The following is a 12,215-nucleotide window of genomic DNA, read 5'->3' on the forward strand; positions in this document are numbered from 1 at the left end:
CACGACCAATGCCATCGAGAGCCTGCATATGCAGTTGCGGAAGGTCCTCAAAACCAGAGGACATTTTCCCAATGATGAAGCGGCGACCAAATTGATTTTCCTGGTCTTACGGAACGTCACCAAGAAATGGAAACATCCGTCGCCGACCTGGAACCAGGCGGCCAGGCAATTTGCCATCCAGTTCGGGGAGCGATTCTTCCTGGCGGAAGGAGTCTAAAAGCCATGAAAAAGTGGAGAGTTGCTTCCCACGCCTTGAATAACCCCCAAGCGGGTTATTCACAACTGTCCCGGCTAGAGCCGACCGCTTTGGGGAAGCGGTCTCGCCGGTCCGAGTTGACGGCGTGCGAACAACTCTCTTTACTGTTAGACAACAAAGCGGAAAATCGACCCGCACACAAAAAAGCGGACACTACCTAGCGGGAGCTGCCCCTTTCGGTATGACAGTGCCGACAGTGCCTGAGTATCTCTCCTTATCGGCCTTTTCCACTCCCCGCTCATCAAACCGAACAGGCGGATTTCCCGCATTCGGCTTCCGGACAAGGTTGGCGCAGGATTATGCCCACGGTAAGCTCCGCATACAGCTCCCGAGGGAGAGGAGGTCGAACTTGCCTTCGCTTTCTCCTGCAACGTCCTCTGGAGCTTCCGAACACGCAAGGGAGGTTGTAGGCGTACCGCCACTCTCCGTTCTCGCTCCTTCCGACGTTTCCCTTGAACTAAGGCCCCTTCCCTCCCTCGGACTTTCTCCGAGCTCACAGGTGTCGGGTCGGAGGAGGCGCCCATTGAAGAGCTTGCCTCCGTCCGCCGCACAAACTGGACGTGCGGTTTTTCCGCATCCAGCTTTCATGAAAGGGCTTGCGCGATCTGGAGAGAGGGTATGAGCGAGAGTGGACCTTCTGCCCCCGATCTTCGAGAACCAGATGATCGGATAGTCTCCTCGAAGCGTGACGTTCGGGTTTTTCACAAAGGGAACTTTCCATCTTCACGCTTCTTGCTCACCTATCTCGATCTATCCTGCCTCGATCCTTTCACGAACGTCCTTCCCCGGACCACTCGCAGTCCGCCGTTGCTGGTCACGCGAGTTGTTCGTCTCGCGCTTCCGGTACCATTACGTTCTCCGACTCCTGGCTCTGCCTCGCTTCCCACTTCGCTTGCGCTTATAGGGTCGCTTACCCGGTTGTTGGCCGGGACACAGTCAGGTCTCCTGGGGTCACACATGAATCTTCCATATCGTGCTGTCAGCAAACACCTTGGTACGATGGGTGAATGAGTGACGCCTTCGCCCCCATAATGCGGGCTCGACCTTGCCCCATCTTTGGCCGACCTGTTCATCCTCGAGGTTGCCCCCATTGATTACGGCCCGATACTTCTCCTCAAACCCTTCGGATTCCGGATCGCTCCGGACACCCTGTCCTCCACCGACTTACGCCAGTGGCCAGCGAGGCATTACCCCCGCTTTTGGATACAGCGCCCCTCATTCAAGCGCCGGAGGGACTTAAACCCTCCTGATTCATGCGCTGCCCAGCGCACATTACGGGCGTCTCCGCCCCTGTGTCCCGCATCGATACTCTGACCCTTATGGCGGCTGGCCACTTGGGCTTCTCTCTTGGCATCGGGACGACAGGTTCCTGTGTTCCTCATCAGAGCCAGACTCATGCTCACGCCGCCTTCATGCCGGACGCCGGTTGGGCAATAAACAGGCGCTTCCCAACCCTTGCTCGCAGGATAGCAGTCTTGATCCTGGTTTCGACGTCCATCTTAAACATTACGACACGTCATCAGCGGTTCACTCACGTTCGTCTTCATGAGCCATACCTGACGGGGTAATCCCCGCCTTTTCCAGCAACGCTCACCACGAGAGCTCTTTACCCTCGCAGCTTGTGGTGGTTTGAAGACTGCCCCTGCAGGCCGTCTTCGGAGGACCTTCCTCCATCTCCGATAAAGCTAACCTGCTCCACTGCGAAGTCAGGTTCCACAGCACACGACCGCCTTATTTCTGACCGCTCCCTCATCCCGGATCTTGACCCGCAAGGCATCGAAGAAGACGACCGGATACATCCTCTCCAGCGGCCGGCTCTGCCACTCGAGCACATCGTCCATCACCGAATCGGTCACCGTGCTGATCAGATCGGCAGAAACCTCCACCTTGTACTGCTCTTCCAAAAACGCCTGGATCTCCCGCACCGTCATCCCTTGGGCATACATGGCGATGATCTTGGAATCAAAGCCCCCAAACCGCCGTTGCCTCTTGCGGATAAACTGGGGCTCGAAGTCCCCGGCTCGATCACGCGGCACCTCGATTTCCAGGCGCCCGTCCTCGCTCACCAAGGTCTTTCGGCTGGTCCCGTTGCGATGGTTCTCCCGCCTCTGGCCCGCTTCGCCCTTGGGCGCCTGGCCCTTCTCGCAACCCAGATAGTGCGTCATCTCCGCCCCAAGCACCCGCTCATAGAGCCGCTTGGTCAGCTGCTCCATGATTCCTCCCGGACCGACCAGATCTTCCGGCCTCCGGTAGTCCTTCATCAGCTCTTCAATGATCGCCGCACTGATCCCAGGCTTCTTGGCCTCTCGGCCCTGCGCTTCCTGCTCGTTGTTCGTGGTCACTTCCCTTTCCCTTTCCATTTTCATCTCCTTCTACTTCGGTTGTGACCCACACACAAATTTTCGGACAGGTTCGCACTGTCATACCGAAAGGGGCAGCCCCCGCTATGGCTCTCCTACGTCGCACCGCGCCACTCCTCGACTCCACACAAATTTCGTAGCCGAGGCGCCGCAAATGGGCTTGGACGCGAGGCGCGGCGCCGGTTTTCCACCGGAGCTGTATGAGGACATACTGCAAGGATGGAAAACCAAGCGAGAGCGAAGCAGACAAGCCCATTGTGCAAGCCGCAGGAGAAAGCTTGTGAGAAATGGCGGCTAGAACCTCTTCCGCAAGCCGTGATGCAGCCAGATCCTCTGCCGAGAGGGTTGTCGTCTTCTTCTCCTGGGATCGCTTCCTCGCTCTCTCTCTAGTACAATGCAAGTCATGACTTCTAAACGTGGAGCAAGATCCCCGGTCGCGGTGACCGGAATGGGCGCGGTCACGGCCCTCGGCTGGGATGTCTCCTCCTCTTGGAAAGGAGTGCTGGAGGGCGCGCATCCTGCACGCCCAGTCGATCTGTTCGAAACGGAGGGATGTCGTTGCCGTTCGGCCGCCCAGGCTGCCATTCCACCCATTCCTTCCCTCACGTCCAAGGAGACGCGCAGGCTCCCTCGGGCCTCCCGGTTCGCCATTCCTGCTGCTTGGGAAGCCCTTGCCCAAGCAGATCTTCTAATCTCAAACGGGCGGGCGAAGCTTCCCCACACCCCTCTCTGCCTGGCAACAACAGGAGGCGGGATGGAGTTCGGAGAGCGATTTCTTGCGGAAATCCTCGCGGGTCGAAAAGGCCACCTCCGCTGGGTAGGCCGCTATCAGCCGGAGCAGCAGGCCCTTGACCTTCAGCGATGCTTCGAGTTGTGCGGGCACTCCGTCGTGATCGCCAACTCCTGCTCCAGCGGCGCGGACGCCTTGGGCTATGCCGCACAACTAATCTGGTCCGGCGAAGCCGCCTGCGTGCTGGCCGGCGGCTTCGAAGCCCTTACGGAGACGGTCTTTGTCGGGTTCGACTCGTTGCGCATTCTCACCACCGAGCGCTGCGCTCCCTTCGATCGAGGGCGCAGCGGGCTCCTACTCGGGGAAGGAGCCGGCTTTCTCGTCCTGGAATCCTTGGAGCACGCATTGAGTCGACGTACGCGGCCTTTCTGCCTATTGACCGGTTACGGCCAAGCCACCGATCTCTGTCACCTCACCCAACCCTCTCCCGATGGGGGCGCTCTCTGTCAAGCCATGGAATCGGCTCTTGCCCAGGCAAAACTCTCTTCGGAAGCGGTCGGTTACCTGAACGCACATGGGACGGGCACTGCCTTGAACGACGAAGCCGAGGCCCGCGCCTATTCCCGTTTTTTTGGAGCCGGCTGGCAGACTCCGCGGATGAGCAGTACCAAAGCGACAATCGGTCACGCCCTGGGCGCTGCGGGCGCGATTGAGGCGGTCTTTTCCGTCCTGGCCTTGTCAACGGGCCGGCTGCCCCCACAATGGAACTCCCCTGACCCGCTTCCCGAGGTGGAGCAGGCCCTCGCTCGCCCTCTGGAGGCCCCCCGCCCGCTCGATCACACGATGAGCGTCAACGTGGGGTTCGGGGGCTCCAATGCCGCCTTGCTATTTTCCCGTTATGACTGACCGTTCGCCCCTCTATGTGAGCGCAGTTGGCATCGTTTCCCCTGCTGGGCTGGGTGCCGAACCTCTCCGGCAATTGCACTCCTCCGCCGAAAAGGAGATGGCCCTCTCTTCCTCCCCGTCCCGGAGCTTTCCCGTCTTCCTCGTCGACCGCTCTGATCCTCGATGGAACAGATGGGTAGAGGAGCCCCGGCTGCGCCGCGCGGGCGGATTGGCTCTATTCCTCGTCGAAGCCATCCATCAGGCGCTGGTCGGTCTACGCGAGCAGGCGAGATCCCGCATGGGGCTGATCTCCGTCTTCAACAACGGCAGCATCGCCCATACCGCTCGCTTCTTCGCCGGTTATCGTGGTCAGGGCCGCCGCTTTGCGAGTCCTCTTCTCTTTCCCGAAACCGTCTACAACGCGGCAACAAGCCACGCAGCGGCCGTATTTGGGCTCCTTGGGCCCACCTGCACGCTCGTCGGCGATGAGTCCGCATGGGTCGAGGGGATCCGCATGGCCCGGATCTGGCTTGAGCTTGGGCGCGCCTCCGCGGTCCTTGTTGCCGCAGCCGAGGAGGTCACCTCTGTCTCCCTCGATGCCTTCCACTCCGCCGGCTGGCTTCGAAAAGGACGGGCTTTTCGACCTGCGGAGGGCTCGGCAGCCCTTCTCCTGACAACCTGCCCACAGGATGCTCTCTTTGTTCTTGTCGACGCACCGGCAAGCATCCCTTACCGCAACCAGGAAGAGCTGGCTTCCGTTGCCTCCCGGCTCGCCTGCGAGCTGCCACCGGGAGTGCCGGTCTACCAGACGGCCGAGGGCTCTTGGCTCGGACCGCTCGAAAAGGCCCTTCTTCGCCAGATGCCTTCCGCCGGTTCCTTCCCATACCTGGGAGAAGCATTCGCCGTCTCTGCCGGCTGGCATACCATTCGCGCCGCCAGCCTTCTGTCCGAGCGGCGCCGGGAAATCCTTCTCCCTCTATGGGGCAGCATTCATCAGATCTCGTGGCTGCACCTCCGTTGCCTTGGCGACGCCGGAGGACGGCGGCGAACCCTCCCTCCAAGTCGCTTCGATGAGCCGGCGTGAACAGAAACGAAAGTTACGGTAAGGATCGGCTCGCGGGAAGGAGGGACGCCAAAGAGGGAAAAGAGGAAGAAGCAGCGACCCAGCTTTCGGGGCTTGGCTCGCAGCCCGCTTGCTCGATCGCCCGCAAGACACGTTCCTCGGTCATGATCCAGCGCTTTCGACGATAGAGCTGGTAATCCCCCCTCCATTCGCTCGGCGTCAGATTGATGGTTGCCAAGTTCGCTCCCGCCCGCAACGCCCGCACGTACCCCGAAGAGTCGCAGAGATTCATGGCGCTCACGGCGGGAACGATCCAGCGGGGGGAGGATAGCCGAAGAACGGCTACCGCATTGAGCGTCTGATCGAGATCCGCCGCCTTCTCCGAAGAGAGCGGAGTTCCTTCGCCGGGGATGAAGGGACTGACGCTGCAACCGGAAAGGGAGAGCGAGCGGAGAAGGTCGAGCGTGGCGATCACCTGATTCAGGGTCTGGTTCGGAAGACCGAGGATCAAGCCCGAGGAAACGCACCAACCCGTTCGGACAAGATATTGGATCGCCTCCAGCCGCTTCTCCAGCGTGCCCGGGCATTGAAGAAGGCGATATTGCTCGGGATCGCCAGTTTCGAGCTTAATGATATATCCGCGAGCCCCAGCCCTTCTCAATTCGTCATAGAGGCGATGATCGACCGTTCCCAGGCAGACGCTAATGCCCAAGCGCTTCTCCCTCGCGATCTCCTCGATCACCGGCAACACCAGTTCTTTTAGAGCAACGGGATCCTCGCCTGCCTGAAAATTCAGGTCGGTGACCGAGGGTGGCAAGCTCTCGTTAATTACCCGCCGGACGATTTCTCGCGCCAGCCGGAATCGACGAAGCGCGCCATTCTCCCGGCGCATTCCGCAATAGGAGCAGTTCTGCCGGCAGAAATTGGCAACCTCGATGACTCCTCGGACAAAGATCCGCTTGCCGAACACCTCCTCGCGCACCCTTTCCGCACTGGCCCAGAGAGATGCTTGCGCATCGCCGCCGGCCGCCAGCGCCGATTTCCGCCAGTCTTGCTCCGCAGGCAGGAACCGTTCTTCCTTTCCAACCCAGTCCACGCTCACATCCGCGTTCTTCCCTGTTGCAGGAATCCTGCGCAGCTCGCTCCTCACTGCCCGGGCTTGCCTCCGAAACCATGCCGCCCGCTCCAAGTCGTCGTCGCTCATAAACAATGCATAACCAATCTGTTGTGAAGTTACTCCTTGATTGGGAGCGTCCATTCACTCAGGTTTTCCCTATGTTAGCCCGCATGTCTCACAAGCGTTCTCCTGCGGCTTGCGAAATGGACCCGGCTGTTTCGTTGGGACTTAGTTTTCCCTCCTCGCGATATGTCGTCATACCGCTCCGGGGGAAAACCTGCGCCCCGCCTTGCATTCAGGTCCATTCGCCGCGCCTCGGGTACGAACTTTGTGAGACATGCAAGCTAGCTCGAGTTGCCACAGGATTGCGCTCTCTTTTTTTGATGGGGACGATGATCGCTGGCTGGCTTCTGTCAATGGAACTTCTCCCGTCCCATGCTTTCGCCAGCAGCGCCTCCGCGACCGACTCCTCTTCCGAATGGAAAACCACTCACTCGGAGGAGCAGAGCGCTGCTCCTTCGACGGAAGCGGGCACGAAGTCGACAAATCAGAAGGCGATGCCCGCCGCCTCCCAGACAAGCCGGAAACACTCTGCCGCATCGTCCAAAGCGAGCGGATCGGCAACGAAGGAACGCACCGACAAAAAGGGCCAAAAAACCGCCAAAGAGACAAAACCCGAGCCGTTTGGAATCCAGATTGAGAAACTCTTCCGGGGGATTGGTGCGGACCTGGAAGAATTTTTCGTAGGCACTCGGACTGTGGACAAGGACGATTGACCGTTCCCCCGGGACGTCCGTTCTTCAACCTCCCGAAACCGCACATCACACGGGCCACGGGCGATCGCAGCACCCCATTGCCGGTGTTCTCTATCTATCCTTCAACAGGTCTAAAACATCCGTGTGTTCTTCGTCGGGATCGATTCCCGCAAACTCGTTCTGGACGCCCTGCCCTGGCGAGTATCTTGCACAGGAAGAGCGCGGCGGACGCTGGGAGTGTCAGAGGTTTGAGTAACAAAGCGATAGTGCTGGATTCGGGAATACTCCTTCGGCCAGACAGTCCAGAGAGAGGCCGGCTGGCGGAAATCTGAATACCAGCGCCCTCGATAAAAGATCTCGATGTGGCCGTAATGATTTTGCCTTCTCGGAAGTAGGATCCGGACATCGTAATTTCTGGGCATCACATTGGCCGAAGTTCTCACATAACAGCCGGTCTTCAGAAGCGGGTCTCCATACTCCTTTGCGTAGTCCCGACGCTCCAACTTCCTTCCGGTCAACTCTTCGACAGCCACGCGAACCGCGCGTGCACACATCCCATGAGAATGTCGATGGCTCGGGAGAGCCCTCTCGAAAGCCTTGGCATTTGGCTTCGAATTTGCCTGGACGACTCCACCGGCTAAACAGCGCGAGACATTTTCAGCCGCGACAAGCGTTAGTAGCAGACCTCCCCTGACCAGGATCTTGTAAAGCTCCATTGGGAATTGGGTTATGCCGAAAACGCGGCGTCTGAGCAAGACTTTCCTGTTTCCTTAAGAGTTTCTGGCCTGTTTACCCTGGACAGCAATCGATTGATCTCGCAAGCCCGCAACCGAAATGCTAAAGGACCCCAGCAATCGGGAGTCGGGAGACAGACGGCGTAGACGAACACGTCCGGCGGCTTCTGCGGATGCTCCGCTGCCCGAGACAAAGGCAAAGGAATCTGTAGCGGAAGTGGATCCAGTGAATCGGCGTTCCCGAACGCAATTGGGAAGGATGGCTGCCGCCTCTCCCGCCCGTCTGCGCGCGAAGAACGGCGTCGCTGGCCTGCATACCTCACATCATTCGTACCCGAGGCGCGGCGAATGAACCGGGATGCGAAGGCGGGGCGCAGATTTTTCCCCGGAGCTGTATGACGACATCCTGCGAGGAGGGCCAAAAAACCCAGTCCCAACGAAGCAGACAGCTCCATTTTGCAAGCCGGAGGAGAACGCTTGGGAGCTATGCAGGCTAACCAAGTCCCCTTTCCGAACGCGACGCTGCTGTGGAGATCGTGGGAATGCACCGCTACCCGCTTTGCGGAAGAACCGGCTCTCCTTTCGCTCGAATCGGGACAATGGATTTGTTTTCGCGACATCGATTCGGCAGCACGGGCGCTCGCCCGGGAGCATCTCGCCAGAGTGCGAGGAGCATGGATCGCCTTCTCTCAGGCGAATGGTCCAGAGTGGATCCAGATCTTTCTCGCCTGCCAGGCGGCGGGTGCTGCAGCCATGCCGCTCGACACCACCATTCCGGCAGAAAACCTGGCCTCCACGGCCCACAGGCTGGGCGCCTCCTTCCTTTGGACCTCGAGCGGCTTGAACTTCTTAGGCTCGCAACGGCGGCGGTCCAGGCCCGCCGTCATCAAAGTCAGCTCCGGAAGCCGCCGGGAGTGCGCGCCTCTCCCCTTCTCGGCGGAAGCAATGATCGAGGATGGGCAGAACACGGCCACCGCGATGGAGATGAGCGAAAAGGACCTGGCCCTAGCCCTTTTGCCTTTCGGCCACTCCTATGCGCTCGGGAGCTTGATCCTCCCGTTCTTGCTTCGGGGCCTGCGCCTCGCCTCCGCCAAGGAGTTCCTGGTGAGCCAGATCCCAAACTGGATCCGCAACCATGCCATCACCTTCTTCCCCTCGATTCCGGACATCTGGCGCGCCTTGGGTCAGCTCCCCGGTGAGTCCCCCCTTCCTTCGCTGCGGCTCGCCGTCTCCGCCGGAGCGGTTTTATCCGCCGAAACGGCCAAATGTATCTACGACCGCTTTTCCGTGAAGATCCACAGCCTCTACGGTTCCTCCGAAACGGGCAGCATCAGCTACGACGGAAGCGGAGACGCCTCCCTCGAGGAGCGCTCCGTGGGAAGACCCCTTCCCCGCGTATCCGTAACGATCCGCCGCTCTGGCAGGGTTTCCGTTGCCGGCCGAGCCCTCTACGGACTGCGCAAGCAGATCACTCTTCCCGACCTCGCCGAATGGAACGAACTGGGTGAGATTCGCTTATTAGGACGGGCCGACCCGGTGGTCACGATCGGCGGCCGCAAGATCCATCCAGCGGAAGTCGAAGCCCTTTTGCGACGCCTTCCCTCGGTTACGGACGCCCACGTCCGATCCGTGCGGAGTCAGTCGCGGAACTACCTGATCGCGGCCGTGGAAAGCCGGAGGGACGCGGCCGGGCTTCTTCGCCTTCTCGCCGACTTCGTCCCATCCTGGAAGATCCCGCGCCTCTTTCTCTGCCTCCCACGGCTTCCTCGCAACGGGCGAGGAAAAGTAGAGGAAAAAGCGCTTCAGGAGCTCTTCCGGTATGCCTATCCGCAGCTCCCGTCGGAGGAAGCGAGCAGGACGCGGCCGCTGGCAACCAGCTCTTCCGATTCCCGGATCCAGACGGCAAACTCCGCCAACTTGCCATAGATGCGCTCCCTCTTGACCTCAATGGAGAGCGTCTGCCCGGGCAGCGCAGCCCGCACGAATTTGAACGCAAGAACCTGAGCGAGCACAAGCGGTTGCGCACGAGACATTCCAAGAAGCTTGGACCAGAGGCAGCCCGCGGCTTGCGCACTGCACTCGATGAGCAGAACCCCGGGGAAGATCGCCCGGCCGGGAAAGTGATCGGCGAAGACGGGCAGCGACGGATCGAGAAACTTTTTTGCGCGGGCGCAACCCTCCACTCGATCGATCTCGACCTCATCGATCCAAGTAAAACTAGGCCCGTGGGGCAATGCCGGCACGGTCATGTGGGATCGTGGCCAAAAAGGAAGGAAGCCTTGCCCCTCCCGGCGACGCTTTGACACGGCTTCCGGGAGAGCGCTCCGGTCGAGGTGCGAAGAACCAGTACGGTGAATCGCTCCCCATGGATCGTGACACCCACGTCGTCGCCGCGAATCCAGCTGCCAGGCAGATTCCTGGGCGCAAGCAGCACGATCCCATCTCCTCCCCGCCGGCAGGCCTCCTGCGCAAGGCGCCAGAGCGGATGATGAGAATACCCCACCGTCTCGAAGGATCGCATCACCCCCAGGACTTGGTAGGGGCGCCGCGGCATGCGAGACCAGACGGGCACATCCCTTTCTCCAATTCGATAGACAACCAAAATCCTCGCTCCCCCCTCGGGTTCGGGAGACTCTCCCTTCCAACGATCGAAGGAGATATCCCGAGCCTGGGCGCAAGCGGCGGAAAGGAACAGAGAGGCTGCCACGAGGCGCAAGACGCCGAACCTCTTTGCAGGGAAGCTCATCGACCCCCTCCCTGCCCGTTCTTGGCCTGCTCTCTGCCGGTGGGGCTCGCGCCGGCTAATAGCCGGCGTTCGCTCTCGCGGTAAGCGTCTGGCATTCCGTGGGATGTCGATCACTTCTTACTTGTCAAGCGCCGGGAACACTGTAGCCTGGAGTGGTTCGCAATGCCACAACCAATTCAAGGAGAGTATCGATGAAGACGCGCTTCCTTTTGTCTGCCTGGTCGCTTCTCATTGCCGTCGGCTGCCTTTGGACCGCCCCACGAACCCTCGCCGCTTGGAACTTGCAGGAGACCGTCGGTGAGGCCGCCGCAACGATCCATCAATTCAAGCAGGAGGGAAAGATCCCGCAGTCGGTTTTCGACAAGGCCAAAGGAGTCGCCTTTTTGCGGATGACCAAGGGAGGGCTTGTCATCAGCGGGGAGTATGGGCATGGGCTCGTCGTCCAGCGTCTTGCCAATGGTTGGTCGGGACCCTCGGCGATCTCCAGCAGTGCTGTGGGGATCGGCGCGCAAATCGGGGGAAGTGAGACCAACTATGTGTTCGTGCTGAATAGCGACGGCGCCATACGGCGGTTCTCCCGTGGCGGCAAGGTGCAAATGGTCGGAGAGATGAGCGGCGTCGCCGGTCCCGAGAGCGAGCATGACGTTTTCTTGAAGCCAAAGAGATCGGTCTATGTCTACCGCGCCACGCAAGGGCTCTTTGGAGGCATTGCGTTCTCCGGGACGGATCTGCGCGAAGCTCCGGATACCAATGAGAGATACTACCACCGCGCGGTTACGGCCCGCGAAATCCTCTCCGGGAAAGTGGCGCCGCCCCATCGGGCACAAACCCTGATTAATGCGCTTAACGCTCCCTATCCCAAATAGAGCCAACGAAACAGAGCCCAATGGCAGATCCGATCGTGGTGCAGCCGGAAGGTTGAGTTCCGCGCAAAAGAGAAGCGTTCTCCTGCGGCTTGCAAAATGGGACCGGCTGCTTCGTTGCGCCTTGCATCCAGGCCCATCGGCCCTCGCCTCGGGTAGGAACTTTGTGAACCATGCAGGTTTACGCCTTCTCCAGGGAAGCAACGGCCATCGCTGCCATCCCTTCCCCTCTCCCGGGAAAACCCATCCCTTCGTTGGTCGTCGCCTTGATCCCGATCCGAGCAGGCTCGATGCCCAAAGCCTGCCCGATCGCCGCACGCATTGCCTCCCGGTAGGGGCCGACTTTCGGAGCCTCGGCGATCAGCGAAGCGTCGATATTCTGGATGACCCATCCTTGCCGGTGGAGCAGATCCCCGATCTGCTTTAGAAAAATCAGGCTGGAGGCTCCCTTCCACTGCGGATCGGAATTCGGAAAGAGATGACCGATGTCCCTCTCCCCCGCCGCTCCGAGCAGGGCATCCGCAATGGCGTGGAGCAGCACATCGCCGTCGGAATGACCGAGCAACCCCTTTTCCGAGGAAATCGTCACTCCTCCCAACACGAGCGTTCTTCCCGTCACTAGCCTGTGCGCATCGTAGCCAATTCCTACTCGTCCCATCCTCATCCCTTCCGTTTCGCTTCCGTTCCATCCATCCCGTTTCGCCCC

10 protein-coding genes and 1 pseudogene are annotated in these 12,215 nt (G+C 60.1%); 6 read left to right on the forward strand and 5 right to left on the reverse strand.

Annotation, left to right across the window (positions count from 1 at the left end; genetic code table 11):
* Positions 1 to 217 (forward strand): transposase (locus tag A37A_RS0112915; protein WP_018291904.1); only part of this gene is annotated, 217 nt, incomplete at its 5' end.
* A gap of 1,763 nt (positions 218 to 1,980) precedes the next feature.
* Here the strand turns inward: A37A_RS0112915 and A37A_RS17545 are convergent.
* Positions 1,981 to 2,622 (reverse strand): annotated as a pseudogene (locus tag A37A_RS17545) (IS256 family transposase); the annotation flags it as partial.
* Positions 2,623 to 3,019: 397 nt separating this feature from the next.
* Here A37A_RS17545 and A37A_RS0112935 point away from each other — a divergent pair.
* Both A37A_RS0112935 and A37A_RS0112940 read left to right on the forward strand, forming a co-directional pair.
* Positions 3,020 to 4,252 (forward strand): beta-ketoacyl-[acyl-carrier-protein] synthase family protein, encoded by a 1,233-nt coding sequence (locus A37A_RS0112935; RefSeq protein WP_026195837.1) that lies wholly within the window; start codon positions 3,020 to 3,022, stop codon positions 4,250 to 4,252.
* Positions 4,245 to 5,315: a beta-ketoacyl synthase N-terminal-like domain-containing protein gene (locus A37A_RS0112940; RefSeq protein ID WP_196799630.1), complete on the forward strand. Its 1,071-nt coding sequence runs from the start codon at positions 4,245 to 4,247 to the stop codon at positions 5,313 to 5,315. Before A37A_RS0112935 ends, A37A_RS0112940 begins: the two co-directional genes overlap by 8 nt.
* A 13-nt stretch (positions 5,316 to 5,328) precedes the next feature.
* Here A37A_RS0112940 and A37A_RS0112945 read toward each other — a convergent pair whose 3' ends face one another.
* Positions 5,329 to 6,498 (reverse strand): radical SAM protein, encoded by a 1,170-nt coding sequence (locus A37A_RS0112945; RefSeq protein ID WP_018291907.1) that lies wholly within the window; start codon positions 6,496 to 6,498, stop codon positions 5,329 to 5,331.
* A 329-nt stretch (positions 6,499 to 6,827) separates the two neighbouring features.
* On the opposite strand from A37A_RS0112945, the gene A37A_RS21570 reads away from it, so the two are divergent.
* Both A37A_RS21570 and A37A_RS0112960 read left to right on the forward strand, forming a co-directional pair.
* Entirely contained in the window at positions 6,828 to 7,187 is a 360-nt protein-coding gene (locus A37A_RS21570) for a hypothetical protein (protein ID WP_155996685.1), read from the forward strand.
* Between the two features lie 1,199 nt (positions 7,188 to 8,386).
* Positions 8,387 to 9,826, forward strand: a complete 1,440-nt coding sequence (locus A37A_RS0112960; RefSeq protein ID WP_018291910.1) for a class I adenylate-forming enzyme family protein — start codon at positions 8,387 to 8,389, stop codon at positions 9,824 to 9,826.
* Here A37A_RS0112960 and A37A_RS19595 read toward each other — a convergent pair.
* Positions 9,724 to 10,149: a 3-hydroxyacyl-ACP dehydratase FabZ family protein gene (locus A37A_RS19595; protein ID WP_081616316.1), complete on the reverse strand. Its 426-nt coding sequence runs from the start codon at positions 10,147 to 10,149 to the stop codon at positions 9,724 to 9,726. The two genes, A37A_RS0112960 and A37A_RS19595, sit on opposite strands and share 103 nt — an antisense overlap.
* The gene (locus A37A_RS0112965) at positions 10,146 to 10,646 is read right to left on the reverse strand and encodes a hypothetical protein (RefSeq protein WP_020494441.1); all 501 of its coding nucleotides are present in this window, start codon (positions 10,644 to 10,646) and stop codon (positions 10,146 to 10,148) included. Before A37A_RS0112965 ends, A37A_RS19595 begins: the two co-directional genes overlap by 4 nt.
* Before the next feature lie 191 nt (positions 10,647 to 10,837).
* On the opposite strand from A37A_RS0112965, the gene A37A_RS0112970 reads away from it, so the two are divergent.
* A complete protein-coding gene (locus A37A_RS0112970) occupies positions 10,838 to 11,512 on the forward strand; it encodes a lipid-binding SYLF domain-containing protein (protein WP_018291912.1) in 675 nt (224 codons plus the stop codon).
* A 178-nt stretch (positions 11,513 to 11,690) separates the two neighbouring features.
* Here the strand turns inward: A37A_RS0112970 and ispF are convergent, their stop codons facing one another.
* Positions 11,691 to 12,167 carry a 2-C-methyl-D-erythritol 2,4-cyclodiphosphate synthase gene (gene ispF, locus A37A_RS0112980; protein ID WP_196799632.1) on the reverse strand — a complete coding sequence of 159 codons (477 nt, stop codon included), beginning with the start codon at positions 12,165 to 12,167 and terminating at the stop codon, positions 11,691 to 11,693.
* Positions 12,168 to 12,215: the final 48 nt, after the last annotated feature.

The sequence above is a fragment of the Verrucomicrobium sp. 3C genome, from assembly GCF_000379365.1.
Taxonomy (GTDB): Bacteria; Verrucomicrobiota; Verrucomicrobiia; order Methylacidiphilales; family Methylacidiphilaceae; genus Methylacidimicrobium.